Here is a 22,262-nt window from a genome sequence, read left to right as displayed (position 1 = left end):
CGCGGCAGAATACTCGTTGGTCCGAAGTGGACTTTCAGTTCCGCCGGACGGCCCACCCTTGACGCGGAGCCGCGCACTCGCTTAGCTGCGGAACTGATGAGTACCTCAAACCTGGCTGAGGAGCACGTCAAACCGGCAGTGCGCTGGGGCATCGGCCACGCGCTGCCACGGGCGGTGCTGCGCCTCGCGGCCCGTCGCGGCGACCTGCAGGGCCGCATCACCGTCGAGGCCTCCACCGGCGCCGACCTGACCGGCCTGTTCGACGAGATCCGCGCCCGCGGCCCGCTCGCGGTCACCCAGGTCGGCCACACCACGGCCCGGCACGCCGTCGTCAAGGAGGTCCTGACCAACGACGCCCTGGTCACGACCCGTCCGAGGTACGGAGCCGGCATCCTCGGCAAGCTCGCCGCGTGGTCCGCCACCGAGGTGATGCATCCCGTGCAGCCACCGTCGTTGCTGGTCACCGAACCGCCGGCGCACACCCGCTACCGCAAGCTCGTCACCCGCGTCTTCACCGCCCGCGCGGTCGAGCAGCTGCGCGCCCGCACCCAGGCGATCGCCGACGAACTGCTGGACGGCCTCGACCCGGCCGACCCGGTCGACCTGATCGAGACCTACTGCGGCCTGCTGCCGGTCACGGTCATCAGCGAGATCCTCGGCGTCCCGCCACAGGAGCGCGCGACCGTCCTGGCCCTCGGCGCGGCCGCCGCCCCGAGCCTCGACCTCGGCCTGTCCTGGCGGGTCTTCCGCAACGTCGAAACCACGCTCAACTCGTTCGACGCCTGGCTCACCCGCCACCTCGACACCCTGCGCGCCAAACCCGGCGACAACCTGCTCAGCCGCCTGATCACCGCCCGCGAGGACGGCGTCGGCCTCACCGAACGCGAGCTCAAGGCCACCGCCGGACTCGTGCTGGCGGCCGGGTTCGAGACGACCGTCAACCTCCTCGGCAACGGCATCGCGTTGCTGACCGCCAACCCCGAACAGCTCGAAACCGTGCGCCGCCAACCAGAACTGTGGAGCAACGCCGTCGACGAGGTCCTCCGCTTCGACCCGCCGGTCCTGCTGACCGGCCGCATGTGCGTCGCCGACACCACGATCGCCGGCGTCCCGGTCCGCCGCGGCCAGCTCGTCACGACCGTGCTCGCGGCCGCCAACCGCGACCCGTCCGTCTTCGAGAACCCCCTGGCGTTCGACGTGACCCGCCCGAACGCGCGCGACCACGTGTCGTTCGGCGCCGGCCGCCACTACTGCCTGGGCGCCCAGCTCGCCCGCATGGAGGGCGAGATCGGCCTGCGCACGATCTTCGACCGCTTCCCCGATCTCCAGCCGCTGCCCGGAGCGCGTCGCCGGCCGACCCGCATCCTGCGCGGCTTCGAACGGCTGCCGGCCAGGCTCGGATCGGCTACGACCCCGAGGGGTCAGGCCCGTCCTCGTCCGGCCCCCACAGCATGAACGGCATCCTGCGCACGAACTCCGCGTAGCCGGGGTCGCTGGAGGAGGACGCGATCTCCTCCAGCACCCGCCGGAACTCCACCCGGTCCGCGTCGGTCAGCGCGTTCAGCTCGTCACCGATGTTCTCCTCGCCCTGCGCCGCGGCATCGGGGTCGATCTCGTCGGCACCCGAGTGCTCGAGGAACAGGAAGGCGGAGACGATCGCGCGGACCAGGGGTTCGATGTTCATTCAGGGAGCCACCCTCACCAAGATGCCCTCGATGCCGTTGTGATTCAGGAACCGGCTCGCACCTCCCGCCGCCCTCGCGGTCGGCAGTTCCCACACCGCCTGCAGACCGTGGTGCGCCGCGGTCGCGGCCTGACGACGGGCCAGGTCCGCCGTCTTCTCGGTCCACTTGACGTCGAGCTTGCGGTCGATCACCTCGTTGCCGCTGACGCCGTCGAACTTGGCCCTGATCGTATCTCCCGCGTTGTCGACGAACTCGAGCTGCGGGGCCTGACCACGGCCGGTGACGGCGTTGGACCTCGCACCGGGCACACCCGACTGGTACTCGTAGGCGTCCGGCTTCATGCCCGCCGACTTGCCCGCGCGCAGGTTACCGCCCTCGTCGACCCATTCGACGATGTTCTCGGCCTGCGGTTTGCACGGGGTGTCGGAGTTGTGGACGAGTACCGGGGTGGTACCCGCCAGCACGAAGTACGCGTGGAGGGCGTCGACCGTGAGGTCGTGGGTCCGTTGTGCCCCTTCGTACTTGCGGACCGCGCTGATCTGGACGTAGGTGCCGGCGGCGGTGCGCAGCAGTTCACCGGGTGCGAGCGAGCCCGCTTCGACCCACTGCTTCCGCGTCACCGACCAGAACGGGTGGTTCTCGGTCGCGTCGACCTTGCCGCCGTCGGACAGCACGATCGTGACGAAGTGCTTGTCGTCGTCGGTGCGGATGGTGTGCGTGACCTGGTCGGCGCCCTTGTCCTGGGAGATCCCGCTGTTCTGGGAGATCCCGCTGTCCTGGGACACCGCGCCGCCCTGGGAGAACGAGGTCCGCACGGCCTCGCCCGGCTGCACCTGCTCGATCGGCTTGGTGGAGCCGTCGGCCATCAGCACCAGCGTGCCCACCGGGAAGCTGTGCTTGCACGACCCGGCGCCCTTCTTGGTCGCCGCTTTCGCTTTGGCCGCCAGGGCTCTGGCCCGCGCGGCGGCCTCCTCCGCCGCCTTCTTGGCCGCGGCCTCTGCGGCTGCCTTGACGGCCGCGGCCTTCTCCGCGGCCGCTTTCGCCGCGGCGGCAGCGGCGGCCTTGGCCGCCTCGGCGGCCCGTTCGGCACCGCGCAGGATCGCGCGGGCCCATTCCAGTTCCTTGAAGAACGTGATCACGGCCTTGCCCGCGCGCCACAGGGCTTCCGCGATCTTCTTGGCCTTGAAGATCTTGCCCCACGGCAGTGCGCCGATCACCGTCATCACGCAGGCGCCGATGTCGCCCTTGAGGCACGCCATCAGGTCGTTGATCCCGAGGATCTCCATCAGGATCTGGCCACCGGCTTCGAGGATGACGTCGAGGACGCTCTTGCTCTGCAGCTGGTTGGCCTTGGCCACGTCCTCCGGGCTGGGCCCGGGATCCGGTGCCGCACCCGCGTCCGCGCCCTCTGGCAGCATGCCGGTCGGGTCGGTGAACGCCAGCGGGTTGTTGTCCGCGTAGACGTACGGCGAGACGGCCGGACCGCCACGCGGCAGCGGGTCGGTGGTGGTGAACCGGCCGGTGCCGGGGTTGTAGTTGCGAGCCCGCAGGAAGTAGTTCCCGCTACCGCTCGACGAGTCCTGGTACGCGCCCGTGTACTGCAACGGGTTGCCCGGCGCGGCCTGCGCGGAGGGCTGCTTCAGGGTCTCGCCGACGCGCGGGTTGCCGAACGGGTCGTAGTCGTAGGCCCACTCCGGTTGTCCCGCCGGCGACAGCATGTTCGCGACGCCGCCCTGCCAGTCGTGCGTGTACGGGTGCGCGCCCGAAGCCGGGTCGAGCAACGCCAGCGGTTCGTCGTCCGGGCCGAAGGTGAAGCCGCGCTTCTCCCGCACCGCACCGCTGTTGTCGGTCACGGTGTCGAGTGCGATCTGCGGCAACGACCCGCTGACGTCCCACGACCAGCGTTGCGTCGTGTCACCGGTCTTGGCCGTTTGGCGCAGCCCGGTGGCGTCGTAGGCGTACGTCGTGGTGCGGCCCTGAACCGTGGCGCTGGCCAGGGTGTTGTCGAGGTTGTAGGTGAACTTGTCCTTGCCGGAACCGGTCTGGTTGCCGCGCTCGTCGTAGTCGTAGTCGACCACCGCGGTGTGACCGCCGTTGCGGCTCACCGCCTTGCGCAGCTGGCTCGCGGCGTCGTACTCGTACCTCGTGTCCTCGGTGCCCGCGTTGCCGGACCGCTTCTCGCTGGTGCGGTTGCCGAGCAGGTCGTAGTCGTACTCGATCCGCCCGAGACCCTTGTCCTTGCAGGAGGCCACGCCGTAGCAGGCCGCGGTGACCCGGTCGGCCTTGTCGTAGGTGTAGGCGACGGACTCCGAGACGCCACCGCGGGTGGTGACGACCTTGGTCGGGTTGCCGACCTGGTCGAGTTCGAGCTGGAAGCCCGACACCGGGTCCTGCGGGACCGGCAGCGGCGTCACCGGGGCGGTCGGCGCCGAGGCGGGCCCGGTCGCGGACTGGTTCTGCGCGGTGACGGTGAACGTGTACGCGGTGCCCGGATCGAGCCCGGTCACGACCGCGCTGGTGGCACCCGGCGTCGCCGCGACGGTCTTGCCACCGGGCTGCGCCGTGACGACGTACCCGCTGATCGCCGAACCTCCGGACGAGGCGGGCGGCTTCCACGAGACGACCGCGAGCCCGGCACCGGGCTGTGCGCTCACCTCACGTGGTTCGCTCGGCGCACCGGTGTTCGCGGTCGCCTGCGGCGCAACGGTTTGCTGCTGCGGACCAGGCTGCTGCGGCACGCGTGAGGTACCGATGCCGGTCAACCGGCCCGCGTCGTCGTAGACGCGGCTCTCGATCAGGCCGGTCGCGGCGGGCAACGTGGTGCTGGTCCGCCGTCCCGCGACGTCGTAGCCGTACTGCCAGGTCGACGACGTGGCACCCGCCGATCCGCCGCTCACGGTCTGCGAGGTGATCCGGCTGTCCTTGTCGTACTCGGCGGTGATCTTCGTGCCGTCCGGGTAGTCCCGCGAGGTGATGTTGCCGCTGACGTCGTAGCCGTAGGCGAACTTCTCCCGCAGACCGCCCTGCTCGACGCGGTTGACCTCCTTGATCTGGTCCTCGTCGTCGTAGGTCATCTCCCGCACGCCGGCCGGGTCGCCGTAGGAGCTGATGCGGTCCTTGGCGTCGTAACCCCACGCGTAGACCGGGCCTTCCGACCCGAGCGTGCGCTTCTCGCGGCGGCCGACGATGTCGTAGTGGTCCGTGACGGTGCGCTTCGCGCGTTCCGCGGCGCTCGGCTTCTCCCCCGGCCGCAACGTGATCGTCGTCGTCCGGTTGCCGTCCGCGTCGTAGCCGACCTCGGTGCGCCGGCCGAGCGGGTCGGTGCTGGAGACCAGGCGGGCGGCCTCGTCGTAGCCGAGTTCGGTGCGGTTGCCGTACGGGTCGCGCACGGACTTCAGCTGACCGTCGGCCGCGTACTCGTAGACCGTGGCGTTGTCGAACGGGTCGTCCTCGTCGTACGGCGCGTCCGCGGTGTTGATCGCGCGGATCCGGTCGTCCTCGTCGTAGGTGTACCGGGTCGGGCGGCCCTTGGCGTCCGTGACGGACTTCAGCCTGCTGTTGGCGTCGTAGACGTAGGACGTGGCGTTGTCGAGCGGGTCGATGATCTTCGTGGGGTTGCCGGCGAGGTCGTACTCGCGGTGCGTGGTGAACCGCTCCTTGTCGGCGCCTTCGACGTTGCCGCGCGGTTCGGTGGCGCTGGAGAGCAGGCCGTCGTCGGTGTAGGTCCAGGTCGTGACGCCACCGGTGGCGCTGACGGCCTTGATCTTGTGGCCGGCCTCGTCGTAGGTGAACTTGGTGCCACCACCGCGGGCCTCGTTGATCCCGGTCTGCCGGTTGTTGCGGTCGTAGTCCATCCGCGTGGTGCGGGCGAGGTTGTCCGTGGTGGCGGTGATGTTGCCCGCGTTGTCGCGGTCGAACGACGACGTCTTGCCCAGTTCGTCCACTTTGGACGTGGTGCGGTCGAGCGCGTCGACCTTGATGTCACGGCTCACGATCCGGCCGCCGGGATACGGGCGGGAGATGCGGATCGGGTTGTCGTTGGCGTCGTAGTGGTAGGTGGCGGTGAAGTCGGCCGGGTTCGCGCCGGGCAGGTTGCCGCGCGGCGACGTGACCGTGCTGACCAGACCCTTGGCGTTGTAGGTGTAGCTGGTGGTGATGTCCGGCTCTTTGTGCATGTCCACCGAGACGGTCTTGCGCCGGCCCGCGTCGGTGTAGGTGAACAGCGACCGCTTGCGCGCGTCCTCCGCGCGGCTGAGCAGGCCGTTGTCCAGGTAGGTGAACTCCAGCTTCGTCCACTCCGGACTGAACTTCGACTTCGCCCGGCCGAGCTCGTCGTAGAACGTCCGCCAGGTGCCCTCCTTGCCCGGCTGCTTCACCTCGAGGACGCGGTCCTGGGCGTCGTAGCGGTAGCGGGTGGTGAACTTGTCCTTGTGCACGCCGGGAACCGCGCCGCGCGGGTCGACGATCTCGGTGCGGCGGCCGGTCCGGTCGTAGTCGTACTCGGTGCGTCTGCCTTCCGGCGAGATCGTCGCCGTCGGCATGCCCGAGTTCTCCTTGCCGGCGGGCACGTACTCGAACCGCGACACCTTGCCGCGCTGGTCGGTGCTGGAGACCAGCAGACCGCGCTCGTCGTAGGTGTAGCGGACCTTGTGACCTTCGGCGTCGGTGCTCTCGACGAGCTCGTTGAACTCGTTGTAGGCGTCCTTCCAGACGTTGCCCCTGGTGTCGACGTGCTCGATCGGGTTGTTGCGCTCGTCGTACTTCGTCTTGTCACCGAAGGCGAACGGTGCGGGCGCGGTCCGTTCGATCGGGTTGCCGGCGGCGTCGAACTGGCTCTGGTGCTGGTTCTGGTTGCCGTTGACGACGAGGTTGCGGTTCAGCCCGGGGTCGTAGCGGTGGTTGATCGTGTCGCCGTTGCCGCGCTGGGTGTGGATCAGCACGTTGCCGCGATACCCGTCGAAGACCAGCACGCCGTCGGGGTCGGTGGTCTTCGCCTCCTGCTCGGCGGCGTTCCACTCGAACCTGGTCTCCTTGCCGAGCGCGTCCTTCTGGCTCGTGACCCGGCCGTTCGCGTCGTAGGCGTTGTGCACCTCGGCGAACCCCTTGGGGGTCTTCACCTCGGTGAGCAGCCCGGCGGCGTCGTAGACGTACTTCCACGCGTTGTCGCGGGCGTCCTTGACCACGGCGAGCCGCGAGTTCTCGTAGTGGAACCGCACCCGGCGGCCGTCGGGCAGCGAGATCTCCTGGACGAGGTCCTTCTCGATCTGGACCTTGACGACGCGCCCGGACGAGTCGGTGATCGTCATCTCCGGCGCGTCACCGGTCGTCGCGGCCACGTAGGCCAGCCGCACGCCCGCGTTGCGCGCGTTGGTGATCCCGGTCAGCCGGCCCTGCGCGTCAAAGCCGTAGGTGAGTTGGTTGGGCGTGCGCAACGCCCAGCCGTCCGCCGTCTTCGTCAACGTCGACCGCACGCCGGGAGGCCGCTGGAAAGCATCGTCGACCAGCTTGTACAGCGCCTCGGACCCGTCCTCGGCCCGCACCACGGCGCCCTCGTCGGAGGCGGTGACGCGCATGCCGTAGATCCACGCCCAGCCCGGCCCGAACGGCCCGGAGATCGGCCCGTTCGACGAGTACGTGCGCGCCGACATGAACGGCACACCGAAGCTCGCCATCGCCAGGTCCTGCTCAGTGCGCGTGTACGCACCAGTGCCGGTGTTGACCCCCATGGCCCGCACGGCCTGAGGAGTCGCCAACATGCCCAGCGCGTTGGCACACGTGCACCCCGCCGCCTGCTTGCCGGGAATCGCCGGCGGCACGATCGTCGTGCGCGGCTTGGCCTTCTCCGACGGCGCCGACACGACCTCACGGTCCGCGAACACCGCGGTGATCGTGACGAAGTACTCCTTGGCCGCATCGAGCACCCAGCCGTCCGCCGCCCCGAACGACCGGCAGTACTTGCGCGGCGTACCGCACACCGCCCGGTCGAGCTCGTCCTTGGACAACGACGTCGACGTCTGCTCGGTCCCGGTGGCCGCGTCGAACAGCGTCACTTTCCAGCTGTCGAACGACTTCTGGTCGCCCTGGAGGTTGAAGTAGGTCACCAGCGAGGTGTCGCCGAGCACGAAACCGGGCCGCAGCAACAGCTCCGTGAAGACCTCTTCCTGCTGCTTCCTGGCGTCACCGGGCTTGGGCACCTGAGCCCACCGCTCGGCGCTCAGCTGCTGCGGCCGCGCCCCTGCCTTGACGCCCGGCGGTACGACCGGTGGCCGCTTGTCCAGCGGGAAAGCCTCGTTGGGCCGCACCGAATCCGGCATCGGCCGGTCGGCCGGACCTTGTCCTGATTGGACTGTCAGTGGATCGCCTGCCGCGGCGTAAGGAGCCACGACGGGTTGCAGCAGTGACGCCACCAACGTGCCGACGCACAACAGCGACACCCGTCGGACAGCACGACGCAAGGACGCATGATCAGCCATGACTCCCCCATTGGTCAGGCTTGAACCCCCGTTGGCCTTAGGTCGTACTCCGGCTTGGGACTCGACACCACCCCAAACGTTTGATTTGCGTGAAGTGGGGCAGGTCGGAGGAGGCCGATCGGGGGAGCCATGCGGACGATCAGCGGTAAGGGAACTCCCTCGCATGGAATACGCACTGCGCCGTAAGGGTGATCACCGGCTGGGCCACACGGTTCGGCGGGCAACGATTCCGCCAAGGCGGCCTGGCGCGCGACTGTTCAAGCCGCTGCGCCAGACCGTCGAGTCGATCAACCAGACCTTCGGTGGTCAGGCCAGAACAAGGCGCACCGGCTACGAGGTCACGTCGTCGATCCACCCGGAGCAGTCGATCCATCCGGGAAGCTCGCCGCTGAAGTCCTTCGCACAGGCCTTGAACTTGAACGCGGTCCGGTGAGGAATGTTGGAGATCCGGCAAAACTCCTCACCGTTGTTCGCGCCGTTCCGGTCGTCGCACGACGTGAGCTCATCGCGGCCGGGGAACTTGATGCGAAGCACCATGCTGTAGCCGTCGGCCCTGGTGTCCGCGACCTTGAACTTGTTGTTGTCAACGCTGTTGAACGCCCCGTATCCCCGGTTGTTCGACGCGTTCGCGAACTGGTAGGACCCGATGGCGTTCGCCGGGGTCTGCACCAGGGCGACACAGGCGACAGCGCCGACCGCGACAGGCAGAACATGCTTCATGCGGAACATGCACAATCCTCACTCTCTTTACCAACAGGTTTTTACGGCGGTGCCGCCCGTCGCTGCGGCTAAACCGGGCCGGCGACCAGATCGGCGAGGTCGTCGAACCGCACCACCAGAACCGCGCCCACCACACCGACCCCCGCCGCGAGCACGACCGCGGCGGGGCTCGCCACAGCGTCCACAACGGACAGTGCCAGCCCGCCGGCCGCCGTGGCCAGCAGGAAGGCGTTGCGCACGACGTGCCGGTGCGTGAGCTTGGTGCGGGCGCGGCCGAAGCACCGGCACACCGCGCCGGACTGCCGTGCCACCGCGCGCCACACCGCGGCGGTCAGCACAGCGAACATGCCCGCGGCCAGCAGCAGCCCGGGCACGGGCGAGCCGATGACCAGGGATGCGAGCAGCAGCAAGGCGATCACGAACTCCGCCACCACCGTCAGCACCGCGAACAGGCTCGTCCACCGCGCCGGGATCCCGAAGGCCGGGACCGATGCGACGAACTCGGCGTAGTCGGACCTGCCGCGCACCTTGCTCACCGCGGACACCAGCAGGACGAGTCCACACAGGACTACCGCACTCGTGCTCAGCATCACGTCACCTCGGCCCGATCGGGCGGAGCACCACGCCGATCAGCGCGTCCGCGGTGAGATAGCCCAGGCGCCGGGAGTCGTTGCTGCGCGCGGGGTTGTCGCCGAGCACCAGCAGGCTGTCCACGGGCACCCGCGGGCCGGGCACGGGGATCTGCGGTGGCACGGGATCACCCGGCACCGCCACCGCGCGCTTGACCATGCGGCCACCCGTCGGGTCGTCCGGCGCGGCGCCGTCCACCCGCACCACCACGACCTGCCCTGCGCGCACGCGGTTCAGCCCGGCCCGCCGCACCAGCAGCCGGTCGCCGGAGCGGTAGGTCGGTTCCATGCTCACGCCGTGCACCGTCACCACGAGCAACCGGCTGCGCAACACGAGCAGCCAGGCCACCAGTGCGACCACGGCCACGACCGGCACCACCCAGATCATCCAGGTCCCAATCCCGCCAACAGCAGTCGCAACAGCCGCAACTGTTACAACTGCGGTAGCAACAACAACTGACACAAGACTCATCCCCCTACCGCCCGAGCCACCGACCCGCCAACGACAACCGCCGCACCACTCACCTGGCCACCACCTCGTCGTATCCCGAAGCCTGCAGCCGGAAGAGCCGCGCGTAGTCGCCTTCGAGAGCCAGCAGTTCGTCGTGCGTGCCCAGTTCCGAGACCTGGCCGCCGGTGAGCACCGCGATCACACCCGCGTCGCGGACCGCGCCCAGCCGGTGCGAGATCAGCACGCTCGTCGCGCCCTCGCGGTGGCGGCGCAGACTGCTGTGCACCTCGTGCTCGGCCTGCGCGTCCAGCCCGGAACTCGGTTCGTCCAGGATCATCAGGTCCCTGCGGTCGCGCAGGAACGCCCGCGCCAGCGCGAGTCGTTGCCACTGGCCGCCGGAGAGCAGCACGCCGGTCTCCGGGTCCTCGCGGTCGGCCTCGTCGAAGAACATGCGCGACAGCAACGTGTCGTAGCCGCGGGGCAACGCCGTCACCACGTCGTGCGCGCCGGCTCGTTCCGCGGCGGAGACGACCCGCGCGCGATCGTCCATTGAGGACACGTCGCCCAGGCCGATGTTCTCGGCGGCGCTGAGGTCGTAGCGCATGTAGTCCTGGAACACCGCGCCGATGCGGGCGCGCAGATCGTCGGCGGCGAACGACCGCAGGTCCACGCCGTCCCACAGGATCGCGCCACGGCAGGGGTCGTAGAAGCGGCACAGCAGCTTGACGATCGTCGACTTCCCCGCGCCGTTCAGCCCGACCAGGGCGAGCGAACTTCCGTGCGGGATCGTCAGGTTCACCCCGCACAGCACCCACGGCTGGTCGTCGGCGTAACGGAACCACACGTTGCGCAGCTCGATGCCCTGCCGCAGTGCGGGAACAGGACGATCGCCATCGGGAAGGTCCGGCGGTTGCGACTCGATCTCCTGGTAGTGGTGGAACAACAACACCGAGTGGTGCGCGGAGGCGAGGTTGTGCACCAGGCTCTGCGACGCGCCCTGCACTCCGGCGACGGCGGCGACGAACATCGCGACGTCACCGATCGACAGCGAACCCGCGGCGGCGAGCCACACCGTCCAGACCAGTCCCAGCGCCGACACCAGCGCGGTCAGGCCGGCGAGCAGGCCGCGAACGCGCGCGTCACGACGGTCCTGGCCCGCCACGACGGCATGTGCGGCGGTCAGTTCCACGAGCATGCGACGCCGGAACAGGTCGCCGAGACCCAGAAGCCGCAGCTCCTTCGCCGCGTCGAGGCTCGACAGCAGTTCCGCGTAGAACACCTCCCGGCGCTCGGCGGGGGTGATCGACCACAGCACCTCGGCGCGCGCCCGGCTCAGCCGCAGGTGGGCGATCAGCGCGGGCACGGCGGCGAGCAGCACGACCACCGCCATGCCGGGGTTCAGCACCAGCAACGTGCCGAGGAACCCGCCGGTCGTCACGGCCGCCTGCACCGCGCCCAGTCCGTCGTCGACGAGCTGGCCGGGACCGCTGCGGCCGGTCTGCTGCGCGAGCTGGAGCTTGTCGCGGAACCGCGGGTCCTCCATCCGCGCCAGGCCGGTGAGGCGGCCCATCGCCTGGTACAGCCGGTCCATCGTCACCACCGCGACGGCGCGGTCCAGCCGTTGCTTGAGGTACTCCGTCGCGACCGGGAGCAGGCCGCTGACCAGACCCGTCACCGCCAGCCCGACCGCCCACGGCACCAGCGCCGCCCAGCCGCCACCCGCCGCGAGGCCGTCCAGCAGGACCTTGGTGCACCACGCCGCCGCCAGCGGCACCACACCGCCGAGCAGGCAGAGCACGGCGTACAGAGGTGTGCCCGCGGGCGCGGCCGTCGAAGTCAGGCGGAAAGCGCTGACCAGGAGCGACAACACCCGGCGGGCGCGGAGGTCGGTCACCTCGACGCGAGAACCGGCAGCGCGGACATCTCCCAGCCGCTCGCCACCACCGTCGAGTCGTCGGAGACCAGGCACACCGCCGGATAACCGGTGGTGCCGAAGGCGTTGTGCAGCGGGCCGCCCATCTCCTCGACGACGACCTCGGCCACCTCGCCGAGTCGCACGACCATGTCGGCGACCTCCTCGGCGGGACCGGCGGCGATCGCGATCACCTTGCCGCGGTGGCCGGTCGCGTACTCGATGAACTGGGGCATGCGCTCCTTGCAGGGTTCGCAGCCGGGCGAGAAGAAGCCGACCAGCGCGCCGGCAACGTCCACATCGGACAGTTCGATCGCGGAGCCGGCGGGCGCCATGATGTCCGGTTCGGCCGCCGCCTGCTTCTCCCGCAGGTCGCGCAGGGCCTCGTTCTGCTCACGCAACCGCCGGATGATGCCGAAGCTCAGCAACAGGTCCAGCACGCACAGGATTCCGACGACCACGACCGCGGCGGTCAGCACTGACATGGGAAGTCTCCGAAGCTAGAGGGGAACGGGAGAGTGCCGTGAGCGGCAAGGGGTGCCGCTCACGGCATCAGGTCACGCGCCGCAGGTCCGGAAGACCACGCAGGGACCACAGATTTCCCGGCACGCGCCGTTGGTCGAACAGCGGCGGCGGAAGTCACTGCGCTCACGGCAGTAGCAGTGCTTGTAGTACGGGTCGGGCGGGCAGGCCGCGCCCACGTCGACCTTGGCCACGAACATGCCGAGCAGCTTGTCGCTCAGCGACTCCAACGTCTTGCGCATGTGTCGCGCTCCCTCACTTCCTCCACGCCGGGTGGCGTCGATGGCGCCAACGTAGGAACGCCGCGTACACGGAGACGACCAGCGCGGATACACGCGGCCGTGTATGCCGTGTCGGCGGTGTGTCAGCGGCCACAGCCAGGATCAGCGGCGTGTCAGTCGAGTTCAGGGTTCTGGGCAGAATCGAGGTGCGTGCCTGCGGCACGAGTGTCGCGCTCGGCTCGCTCAAACAACGCCTTCTGCTCGCCGCGCTGCTGCTCAACCCGGGCCGCACGGTGCCGATCCGCAGGCTGGTCCGCGCGCTGTGGGCCGACGAGCCACCGATGTCCGCGGTGGCGAACCTGCGCACGTACGCCAACCGGCTGCGGCAGGTGCTGCCCGACGGCGGGCAGCGCATCGCCGGACGGCAGGCGGGCTACGAGCTCGTGCTGCGACCGGGTGAGCTGGACCTGCACCTGTTCACCGAACGCGCTGACGCGGGCAGGGCGGCGCTGGCCCGCGGTGATCACGCGACCGCGGCGCGGCATCTCGGCGAGGCGCTGTCGGCGTGCCGGGGCGCGGTCCTCGAGGACCTGGCCGGCTGTGCCGCGCTGGCCGCGTCGATCGCGCCGGTCGAGGAACTGCGGCTGGCGGTGACCGAGGACCACTTCGACGCACGACTGGGGCTCGGTGAACACCGCGAGCTGATCACGCCGCTGCGCGAGTTCGTCGCGGAACACCCGTTGCGGGAACGGCCGCGGGCGCACCTGGTGACCGCGTTGTACCGGTCGGGCGACCTGGCCGGAGCCCTCGCCGTCTACACCGACTACCGCGGGGTGGTCGCCGACCGGCTCGGCCTGGAGCCCTCGCCGGAGCTCGTCAAACTGCACCAGGCGGTGCTCGACCGCGATCCGGGGCTGTCCGCCGCCGTCACCGTGCGCGCTACCCCGATGTTCCCCGCCCCGAAAGAGCTGCCGGCGCCCTGCCGGTCGTTCGCCGGCCGTGAGCCCGAAGTGGCGCGGCTGCAGGCGATGCTGGCGCGCGACGCCCCCACCGTGGCCGTGGTGCACGGCCCGTGCGGCGTCGGCAAGAGCGCGCTGGCTCTGGCCGCCGCCTACCGCGCCGCCCCGGTGTTCCCCGACGGCCAGCTCTACGTCGACCTCCGTCAGGCGACGCGCGTGCCGCACCGGCTGCTGCGACACCTCGGCGTTTCCGACGTGCCGCACGCGCTGGACGAGGCCACCGCGCTGTTGCGGTCCAGGCTGGCGGACCGCGCGGTGCTGGTGGTGCTCGACGGCGCGACCGACCCGGCACCGTTGCGCGACCTGCTGCCCGCGACCGGCCCGTGCGCGATGCTGATCACCAGCCGCGGTCCGTTGCTGCTGGACGGCGCCGAACACCTCCGGCTCGGCCCGCTGTCCGACGACGACGGGCTGGAACTGCTCACCCGGCTGGTCCCGCGGGCGGAACAGGAACCGGCCGCCGCGGCCCAGATCGTCCAGTACTGCCACGGCATTCCACTCGCGCTGCACATCGCCGGCACCATCCTCACGCACCGCCCGGCACGGCCGCTGTCGTGGCTGGCCCACCGGCTGGCACCGCGCGAACGCCGGCTCGACGAACTGAGCTTCGGCGGCGAGTCGGTGCGCGCCGCCTGCGCCACCGCGTTCGGCTCGGTGACCGATCCCCTCTCCGCCGGGGCGTTCCGGGTCCTCGGCCGGTACGAGCTGTGCGACGCCGCCACCGTGGCCGCCCTGCTCGGCGCGGACGTGCTGGAGACCGAGGCGGCGCTCGACCGGCTGGTCGACCTCGGTCTCGCGGAGTGGGGTGACGGCGACACCTACCGGCTGCCGGGACTCATGCGCCTGTTCGCCGCGGAACAGGCCACGAGGGTCGCTGTGCTGCGGTGATGCCTGGTGAGGCCACCCGGCCATCGATGGCCGGTCGGGTGGCCTGGTACCCCGATCCGGCCGGACGCCATGATCGCGGTACCGCAACCGAGGGGGAGTTTCCATGACGAGCCGATTCCGGACCGCGCGACAACGCGGAGCCTGCCTGATCGCCGCCCTGACCGCCGCGACGGCGTTGTCCAACCAGCACGCGAAAGCCTCGGAGGACGCGCCGCCGCGACTCGCCGACGGGTTCGGTCTGACCGTGACGAGCCAGCCGAGGTGGGTCGACGACAACCACCGCACGTTCGTCTTCAGCGTGTCCACGAACCAGGTGCCGACGCCCACGCTGATGGACGGCCAGGAGCCCGGCAGGCACGCCATCGTCGTCACCCTGCCCGAGCAGTACGACCAGACCGCCCGCTACCCGGTGCAGTACTACCTGCACGGCCACCCCGACCGTCCCGACGCGCAGTGGAACCAGCGCGTCGTCGAGAACGCGACACGCGGCGTTCCGCTGATCACCGTGCAGCCCAACGGCAGCGGGCGCGGCTGGTACTCGAACTGGGTCAACCCCGGCGCGGCCGGCCCGCAGAACTGGGAGACCTTCCACCTGGAGCAGGTGATCCCGTTCGTGGACGCGAACCTGCGCACCACCGCGACCAGGAAGGGCCGCGCGATCGTCGGGCACTCGATGGGCGGCTTCGGGGCGTTGCACTACGCCGAGCACCGGCCCGACCTGTTCAGCTACGCGGGCAGCTTCTCCGGCGGCCTCGACCTGCGCAACTCCGAGGTGCGCGCCGCCGTCGTCGCCAGCGAGATGAACCCCGGCTCCGGCAGCCCGGCGGTCGGCGCCGACGCGATCTTCGGACCGCCGATCTGGCCGTTCGACGGCGTCTGGAACGAGCAGAGCCCGGCACAGCACGTCGCTTCGCTGCGCGGGATGGGCGTCGCGCTGTACACGGGCAACGGCGGCGACCTGACCGTCAACCCGATCCAGGCGGTGCTCGAGAACCGGGCCAGGGAGACCGCGCTGGTGACCGCCGCGAACCTCACCGCCGCCGGCGTCCCGTTCCACTTCTCGGACTACGGCGACGGCAGCGGGTGGGCTCCCGGCTGCACCGGCAAGCACGCGGACGAGGCGTGCGTGCAGGCGGACATGAACCACTTCGTCGGACTGATCACCCGGCACCACGCCTGACATGCGACGTTCGACGTGAGCCGAACAGAGCATTTCTGAAACCACGCGTCCCGAATCCGTCCTGACCTCCTCTAATGCCGTGACGGGCCCCTGCACCCGCGCGACGTGCGCGGGCATCGCCCGCTAGGGAGTTGGAGGAATCGTGTTCCTGGGATCACGATCACGCCTGCGGACCGCGGTCATCGCCGCGGCCGTGGGCGCCGGTGTGCTGACGGCGGCCACCCCCGCCGCCGCGGCGCCTGCCGCGGGTACGCGCGCCTACCTGGTCATCACCGCGCCGAACGACACCTCGGGCGCCAAGACGGCCATCACGAGCAACGCGGGCACGGTGTTCAGCAGCTACGACGCGATCGGCGTCATCGTCGCGCACTCCAGCGCCACGGACTTCGCGAGCAAGATGCGGACCGTTGCCGGAGTGCAGAAGGTCGGCGCGAGCCGCACCTCGGACGTCCCCGCCGCGGCCTACAACCCGGCGATCCCCGATGCGCCCGCCCAGTCGACTCTGCCCTCGACCGAGCCGGTGCGCACGGACATGAGCCAGATCGGCGCGGACAAGGCGTGGGCGATCAACCCCGGCTCGCCGACCGTCACGGTCGGCGTCCTGGACACCGGTGTCGACGACCAGCACGGAGACCTCCAGCCGAACTTCAAGGCGGCTGACTCCGCGTCGTGCGCCTACGGCAAGGTCGACAACCGCGCCGGCGCGTGGCGGGACGTCGACAAGCACGGCACGCACGTCGCCGGCACGATCGCCGCGGCCAAGAACGGAAAGGGCGCGGTCGGCGTGGCGCCGGGCGTGCAGATCGCCGCGGTGCGCATCGCGGAGCCGGGGACCACGCTGTTCTTCCCCGAGAACACCATCTGCGCCATGGTTTGGGCCGGTGACCACGGGTTCGCGGTGACCAACAACAGCTACTACACCGACCCGTGGCTGTTCAACTGCCCGGACAACGCCGACCAGGACGCCATCCTGGAGGGCGTGAAGCGAGCCGTGGCCTACGCCGAGGGCAAGGGCGTGCTGAACGTCGCCGCGGCGGGCAACGAGAACTACAACCTCGCGAACAAGACCCGCGACACCACGAGCCCCAACGACTCCACGCCGGTGCAGCGCAACATCACCAACTCCTGCCTGAGCGTGCCGACCGAGCTTCCCGGCATGGTCGTGGTCTCGGCGATCACCTCGGCCAACGGCAAGTCCTCGTACTCCAACTACGGCACCGACAAGATCAGCGTCGCGGCGCCCGGTGACGCCGTCTACTCGACCGTGCCCGGCGGCAAGTACGCCTCGTTGCAGGGCACCTCGATGGCCTCCCCGCACGTCGCGGGCGTGGCCGCGCTGCTCAAGTCGACCAACCCCACGGCCACCCCGGCCCAGCTGCGCCAGCTGCTCGCCACCCAGGCCGACGACCTGAGCTGCACCGACAGCCGGTGCGCCGGCACCACCGCCAAGAACAACTTCTTCGGCGAGGGACGCGTCGACGCGCTCGAAGCGGTCGGCACCGGCACGCCTCCCGGCAAGACGTTCGAGAACACCACCCGCGTGGACATCCCGGACAACGCCCCGGCCGTGACCAGCTCGATCACGGTCACCGGCGTCACGGGCAACGCCCCGGCCACGCTCAAGGTCGGCGTGGACATCCAGCACCCCTACCGCGGGGACCTGGTCGTCGACCTGATCGCCCCGGACGGCACGGCGTACTCGCTGAGCAACCGCTCGGGTGGCAGCGCGGACAACATCGTGCAGACCTTCACGGTCAACGCGTCCAGCGAGATCGCGAACGGCGTCTGGAAGCTGCAGGTGCGTGACGCGGCCTCCTCCGACATCGGCTACATCAAGTCCTGGAAGCTGACCTTCTAGAACGGCTCGCCATGAACGGCGCTTTTGTGGACCTGGAGTCCACAAAAGCGCCGTTCATGGCAGCGATGTATACAGTGCGAAAGTGCTCGATACGCGTCAGCTTGAGGTGTTTGCGACGGTTGCGAGGACCGGGTCGTTCAGCGCCGCCGCGCGGGAGTTGCACTGCAGCCAGCCCGCGGTCAGCCAGCAGATGCGGGCACTGGAACGGCAGTTCGGCGGCCCGTTGTTCGTGCGCACGGGCCGCGGGCTGACCCTCACCGAGGCCGGTCGCATCCTCGCCGAGCGCGGCACCGCGTTGCTCGACGAGCTGGCGGCGACCCACCAGCAGATCAGCGCGATCGCGACGCACGACATCGGCACCATCCGCATCTGCGCGTTCCCCAGCGCGACGGTGTCGCTGGTGCCGGCCGCGGCCGCGATCCTCGCCAAAGAACGCCCGCACCTGCGGCTCGAACTCGTCGAGGGTGAGCCGCCCGACTCGTTCTCGCTGCTCCGGCGCGGTGCGACCGACCTGCTGATCAGCTTCAGCTACGAGGGCGAGCCGCAGGACGAGAACGCGGTCGCGGGCATGCTGCGGGTGCCGCTGATGCAGGAACCACTCGCGTTGCTCGTGCCCGCCGGACATCGCCTGGCCGGCCGCGACCGGGTGTCGATGGCCGAGACCGAGACCGAACGCTGGATCGCCGGGTGTCCCCGGTGCCGGCACGCCCTCGACCAGGCCTGCGCCGAGGCGGGCTTCACGCCGGACATCACCTGTTCCACCGACGACAACCTGGCGATCCAGAGCCTGGTCAGCGCAGGGCTGGGCATCGCGCTGGTGCCGCGGCTCGTGCTGTCCTACCTGCGGCATCCCGGCCTGACGACGGTCGACGTCGAGGCGTGCGCGCACCGGCAGACCGCCCTCTACACCTGGCCGGACCTGATCCGCCTGCCGATCGTGCGCGCGACCGTGGACGCGCTGATCACCGCCGCCGCCGACACCTGACCTATAACGGCGGCTTATGACCCGCCAAGCAATGGCCATCTTCTGCGCATAGGTCAACGCGGTCATGGTGTCTCATATGGGCAGCATCAGGACAACTGCGCGCGCGACCGACTCTCCGGTACCCGGCCTGACCGTGGTCGCCGGCGGCGTGGTCGTCGCGATGATCATCTCCTGGCTGCTGCCCTCGGTCAGCGCGCTGACCGCCGCGGTGCTGCTCGGCGCCGTCGTGGCCAACGTCGTCACGCTCCCGCCGTCGCTCGCCCCCGGCATCAAGCTCGCCGGACGCCGGCTGCTGCGGATCGGCATCGTGCTGCTCGGGCTGAAGCTGGTCGTGCGGGACGTGCTGGCGCTCGGCTACGGCGTGCTGGCGGTGGCCGTCGCCGCCGTGGTGGTGACGTTCGCCGTGACCCGCTGGCTCGGCCGGGTGCTCGGGGTGAGCGAGGGGCTGTCGTTGCTGATCGCCACCGGGTTCTCGATCTGCGGCGCGTCGGCCGTGGCGGCGATGAACGGCGTGCGCGAGCAGGACGAGGAGGACGTCGCCAGGGCGCTCGGTCTGGTCACCCTGTTCGGCACCGTCGCGATGTTCAGCCTGCCGGCGTTGTTCCCGCTCACCGGCCTGTCCCCCGCCGGGTACGGCGTGTGGGCTGGTGGCAGCGTGCACGAGGTGGCCCAGGTGGTCGCCGCCGCCGGACCGGTCACCGGCGCGCTCGCCATCGCCGTGGCGGTGAAGCTGACCAGGGTCGTGCTGCTGGCACCGATGCTCGCCGCGGTGAGCATCGCCGAACGCCGGCGGTTCCCGGACGCGGGCAAGCGTCCGCCGATCGTGCCGTTGTTCGTCGTGGGATTCCTCGCCGCGGCGGCCGTGCGCGCCACCGATCTCCTGCCGGACGTCGTGCTGTCGGCCGCGACGTTCGCGGACAACCTGCTGCTCGCCGCCGGCATGTTCGCGCTCGGCACGGCCGTGCGCCTGCGTTCTCTCGTTCGCTCCGGTCTGCCCGCGTTGACGCTCGGCCTGCTTTCCACGGTCCTGATCGCCGCGGTCGCACTCTCCGGAGCATTGTTGATCATGTGAGCGAAGGAGTGACCCCATGCCTCGTCTGCTCTCCCCCACCGCGGCACTTCTGGTCGGCGACATCCGCGCGGCGGTGACCGCCGGCGGTGCCGACCACGCCGTCGCCGCACGCGTGACCAAGGCTCTGACCAGGCATCTCTCCGACCCGCGGCTGCTCGACGCCGAACACCGCGAGCCCGACCCCGACCACTACCGCCAGCACGTCCTGCACGTGGAACCCGACGGCAGCTTCTCGGTCGTTGCCCTCGTGTGGCTGCCGGGTCAGGAAACGTGCATCCACGACCACGTGTCGTGGTGCGTCGTGGGCACGTACGTCGGCGAAGAAGAAGAGACCACCTATCAGCTTGTTGGCGACCGCCTGGTTCAGCTGCGCACCAACCGAACTCCGCAGGGCGTGGCGACGTACCTGGTGCCGCCCGGAGACATCCACAAGGTGTGCAACAGCTCGAACTCGGCCTCGATCTCGATCCACGTGTACGGCGCCGACATCGGCCTGCTCGGCACCAGCATCCGGCGCCGGTACGACCTCCCGGTCCAGTGTTAGACAACGTTTGAGCGCCAAAGGGACGAACATCGGTTCCGGTTGCTAACCAACGTCCGGTGCCGCAGCGATAGCAGGGACGTGGAACCCGATCTGTGGTCGACGGCCGCCCAGGCCCTCGACGAGCACGAACGCGACCTGGTGCTGGCACGGCTGGCGGGCACCGTCGTGCAGCCGGGCCAGACCGAGCGGCTCGCCCGCGGCGAGCGCGACGTGGTGTTCCTGCTGGCAGACCGGCTGGTCCTGGTGCGGCCGGAGCCGTTCTGGACGGGGTCGTTCGCGCGCAAGGAGGTCGTGCGCATCCTGATCGCCGCAGGTCACGTCCAGTTCGACGTGACGGGCAGCGACAACTTCGAGTTCTGGGTCGACACCGAACTCAGCCCGGTCGAGCCGTTCGTGGAACAGGCCGAGGCGTGGCTCGCACCGCGCAAGAGCTCCTCCAGCGGGGCGTTCATCGCGGGCGGCCTCGCGATCATCATCGCGTTCCTGTTCATCCTCGGTCCGATCGACCTGATGCCGCAGGACGGCCGGCTCACCGTCCGTTCGACCTGCAGCGACTTCCTCCGCGTCGGCTTGGACGAGCAGGCCGAACTGCTGAGACGGCTCTTCGGTCAGGCCGGCAGAGAGGACGAAGCGAACAAACCGGCCACCCTCGACGCGTCCCGCAAGCACTGCGGCGAGCACGGCAACGCCACGCTCGACTCGCTCGTCAGCGGGAAATGATCCCCCGCTCGATCGCCCCGGTCGCGAACTCGATCAGCGCGGCGGGCTTGACCCTGTTGCTCCGCGCACCCTGCAGCAACAGGTCGTCCGCCAGCCCGATCAGCGAGTCCCACACCCAGTGCGGCAGCGCCGGGTCGTCGATCAGCACCTGCTCGCTCCTCTCCGCGGTCTCCCGCAACGCCCGGCCGAGGGCCTTGATCGTCTTGCGGTAGTCCTGCGCGGACCCTGCTATCTCCTTGCCGCGACGGCCGCCGGAGAGCACCTTCGCCTCCCACTGCGCGGCCGACCGGCCGAACCGCCGCCACAGCTCGGTGACCTGGGGCTCGATCTCGCGCAGCACACCGGCGATGCCGAGGCCGCGGTCAACCGTCGCGAGCGTGCGCTGCAGCTCGTCCAGGCGGCGTTCCATCAACGCCGCGAACACGTCCTCCTTGCCGGAGAAGTACTGGTACACGGTGCCGGAGCTGACGCCGGCCCCCACCGCGATCGCGCGCATGGTCAGGCCCGCGTAGCCCTGCTCCTCGAGGATCAGCTCGGCGGACGACAGGATGTCGCGTCGCCGGCCTTCCGCGTCACCCCAAGCTGTGTTGTTCACATTGGCATGTTCGGTGCTCACGCCTCGACTCTACTTTGAACAACGTTCAGAAGTATATTGAACGTTGTTCGGTTTGGCCCTACAGTCGTTCGCATGGCGGAGACCGACGGTCAGTTGGCGAGACGCTTGGCGAACGAGACGGGCCGGTTGCTGATCAGCGTGCGACCAGGCGACGGCGACCGGGTCGCGCAGGACTTCCTTGCCGCACAACTGGAAGAGCACCGGCCGGACGACGCGGTGCTGTCCGAGGAGGCGCCGGACGATCACCGCAGGCTGTCCGCCGACCGGGTGTGGATCATCGATCCGCTCGACGGCAGTCGCGAGTACGCCGAACCCGGCCGCACCGACTGGGCCGTGCACGTGGCGCTGTGGGAACGCGGCGAGCTCGTCGCGGGAGCGGTCGCGGTACCGGCTTTGTCGCACACGGCAAGGGTTTCGCACCGCCGCCCGAGGATCGTGGTCAGCCGCACCCGTCCGCCCGCGTTCGCGCAACGGGTCGCGGAAGCACTGGGCGGTGTACTGGTGCCCATGGGCAGCGCGGGTGCGAAGACGATGGCCGTCGTGCGCGGTGAAGCCGACGCCTACCTGCACGCGGGCGGGATGTACGAGTGGGATTCCGCCGCGCCGGTCTACGTGGCCCGCGCGGCCGGGCTGCACACCTCACGCGTGGACGGGCGGCCGCTCGTCTACAACCAGCCCGATCCGTGGCTGCCGGATCTCCTGATCTGCCGGCCCGAGCTCGCGGGGGTGATCACGTGAACGACCTGGACCAGCTCGAAGCCGACAGC

Annotated in this window: 18 protein-coding genes and 1 pseudogene; 10 read left to right on the top strand and 9 right to left on the bottom strand. The window is 70.0% G+C overall.

The annotated features are described in order from the left end of the window. Positions 1 to 96 precede the first annotated feature (96 nt). Positions 97 to 1,455: a cytochrome P450 gene (locus B0F77_RS09580; protein ID WP_086662441.1), complete on the top strand. Its 1,359-nt coding sequence runs from the start codon at positions 97 to 99 to the stop codon at positions 1,453 to 1,455. Here the strand turns inward: B0F77_RS09580 and B0F77_RS09575 are convergent. Together B0F77_RS09575 and B0F77_RS09570 are read right to left on the bottom strand one after the other, a co-directional pair. Continuing rightward, positions 1,406 to 1,684, bottom strand: a complete 279-nt coding sequence (locus tag B0F77_RS09575) for a hypothetical protein (RefSeq protein WP_086662440.1) — start codon at positions 1,682 to 1,684, stop codon at positions 1,406 to 1,408. The two genes, B0F77_RS09580 and B0F77_RS09575, sit on opposite strands and share 50 nt — an antisense overlap. After that, a complete protein-coding gene (locus tag B0F77_RS09570) occupies positions 1,685 to 8,140 on the bottom strand; it encodes an RHS repeat-associated core domain-containing protein (protein WP_211293732.1) in 6,456 nt (2,151 codons plus the stop codon). It lies immediately after the preceding gene. A gap of 256 nt (positions 8,141 to 8,396) precedes the next feature. Between B0F77_RS09570 and B0F77_RS50835 the strand changes: the two are divergent. After that, a pseudogene (locus tag B0F77_RS50835) lies at positions 8,397 to 8,489 on the top strand (IS982 family transposase); the annotation flags it as partial. On the opposite strand, the gene B0F77_RS09565 reads toward B0F77_RS50835, so the two are convergent. The 6 genes from B0F77_RS09565 to B0F77_RS47010 form a co-directional block, all read right to left on the bottom strand. Continuing rightward, the gene (locus B0F77_RS09565) at positions 8,489 to 8,878 is read right to left on the bottom strand and encodes a hypothetical protein (protein WP_245847914.1); all 390 of its coding nucleotides are present in this window, start codon (positions 8,876 to 8,878) and stop codon (positions 8,489 to 8,491) included. The pseudogene B0F77_RS50835 and the gene B0F77_RS09565 sit on opposite strands and share 1 nt — an antisense overlap. 68 nt (positions 8,879 to 8,946) lie before the next feature. Then, positions 8,947 to 9,468, bottom strand: a complete 522-nt coding sequence (locus tag B0F77_RS09560; RefSeq protein ID WP_143466655.1) for a MauE/DoxX family redox-associated membrane protein — start codon at positions 9,466 to 9,468, stop codon at positions 8,947 to 8,949. 4 nt (positions 9,469 to 9,472) lie between these two features. Then, positions 9,473 to 9,895: a S26 family signal peptidase gene (locus B0F77_RS09555; RefSeq protein WP_086662437.1), complete on the bottom strand. Its 423-nt coding sequence runs from the start codon at positions 9,893 to 9,895 to the stop codon at positions 9,473 to 9,475. Between the two features lie 133 nt (positions 9,896 to 10,028). Then, complete coding sequence (locus B0F77_RS09550) at positions 10,029 to 11,852, bottom strand: ABC transporter ATP-binding protein (protein ID WP_086662436.1); 1,824 nt, start codon at positions 11,850 to 11,852, stop codon at positions 10,029 to 10,031. Continuing rightward, a complete protein-coding gene (locus B0F77_RS09545; protein ID WP_086662435.1) occupies positions 11,849 to 12,355 on the bottom strand; it encodes a TlpA family protein disulfide reductase in 507 nt (168 codons plus the stop codon). Before B0F77_RS09545 ends, B0F77_RS09550 begins: the two co-directional genes overlap by 4 nt. A 72-nt stretch (positions 12,356 to 12,427) precedes the next feature. Next, positions 12,428 to 12,634: a hypothetical protein gene (locus B0F77_RS47010; protein WP_143466654.1), complete on the bottom strand. Its 207-nt coding sequence runs from the start codon at positions 12,632 to 12,634 to the stop codon at positions 12,428 to 12,430. Between the two features lie 149 nt (positions 12,635 to 12,783). On the opposite strand from B0F77_RS47010, the gene B0F77_RS09540 reads away from it, so the two are divergent. The 7 genes from B0F77_RS09540 (at position 12,784) to B0F77_RS09510 (ending at position 20,879) form a co-directional block, all read left to right on the top strand. Further along, positions 12,784 to 14,520, top strand: a complete 1,737-nt coding sequence (locus tag B0F77_RS09540; protein ID WP_143466653.1) for an AfsR/SARP family transcriptional regulator — start codon at positions 12,784 to 12,786, stop codon at positions 14,518 to 14,520. Between the two features lie 103 nt (positions 14,521 to 14,623). Further along, on the top strand, positions 14,624 to 15,700 hold the full coding sequence (locus B0F77_RS09535) for an alpha/beta hydrolase (protein ID WP_086662433.1): 1,077 nt from the start codon (positions 14,624 to 14,626) through the stop codon (positions 15,698 to 15,700). Positions 15,701 to 15,842: 142 nt separating this feature from the next. Further along, on the top strand, positions 15,843 to 17,558 hold the full coding sequence (locus B0F77_RS09530; protein WP_245847913.1) for a S8 family peptidase: 1,716 nt from the start codon (positions 15,843 to 15,845) through the stop codon (positions 17,556 to 17,558). Positions 17,559 to 17,640: 82 nt separating this feature from the next. Further along, positions 17,641 to 18,543: a LysR family transcriptional regulator gene (locus tag B0F77_RS09525; RefSeq protein ID WP_211293731.1), complete on the top strand. Its 903-nt coding sequence runs from the start codon at positions 17,641 to 17,643 to the stop codon at positions 18,541 to 18,543. Between the two features lie 76 nt (positions 18,544 to 18,619). Next, positions 18,620 to 19,615, top strand: a complete 996-nt coding sequence (locus B0F77_RS09520) for a YeiH family protein (RefSeq protein ID WP_086662430.1) — start codon at positions 18,620 to 18,622, stop codon at positions 19,613 to 19,615. A gap of 16 nt (positions 19,616 to 19,631) precedes the next feature. Beyond that, positions 19,632 to 20,159: a cysteine dioxygenase family protein gene (locus B0F77_RS09515; protein WP_086662429.1), complete on the top strand. Its 528-nt coding sequence runs from the start codon at positions 19,632 to 19,634 to the stop codon at positions 20,157 to 20,159. Between the two features lie 78 nt (positions 20,160 to 20,237). Further along, a complete protein-coding gene (locus B0F77_RS09510) occupies positions 20,238 to 20,879 on the top strand; it encodes a hypothetical protein (RefSeq protein WP_086662428.1) in 642 nt (213 codons plus the stop codon). On the opposite strand, the gene B0F77_RS09505 is transcribed toward B0F77_RS09510, so the two are convergent. Beyond that, positions 20,866 to 21,495 (bottom strand): TetR/AcrR family transcriptional regulator, encoded by a 630-nt coding sequence (locus B0F77_RS09505; protein WP_086662427.1) that lies wholly within the window; start codon positions 21,493 to 21,495, stop codon positions 20,866 to 20,868. The two genes, B0F77_RS09510 and B0F77_RS09505, sit on opposite strands and share 14 nt — an antisense overlap. A 72-nt stretch (positions 21,496 to 21,567) precedes the next feature. Here B0F77_RS09505 and B0F77_RS09500 point away from each other — a divergent pair, with 72 nt between their 5' ends. Beyond that, positions 21,568 to 22,233, top strand: coding sequence for a 3'(2'),5'-bisphosphate nucleotidase CysQ (locus tag B0F77_RS09500; protein ID WP_086662426.1), 666 nt, complete (start codon positions 21,568 to 21,570; stop codon positions 22,231 to 22,233). Positions 22,234 to 22,262 lie beyond the last annotated feature (29 nt).

Source organism: Lentzea kentuckyensis, assembly GCF_002150765.1.
Taxonomy (GTDB): domain Bacteria; phylum Actinomycetota; class Actinomycetes; order Mycobacteriales; family Pseudonocardiaceae; genus Lentzea; species Lentzea kentuckyensis.
The sequence above is the reverse complement of the archived record's forward strand: the minus strand, read 5'-3'. Positions and strand labels throughout refer to the sequence as shown.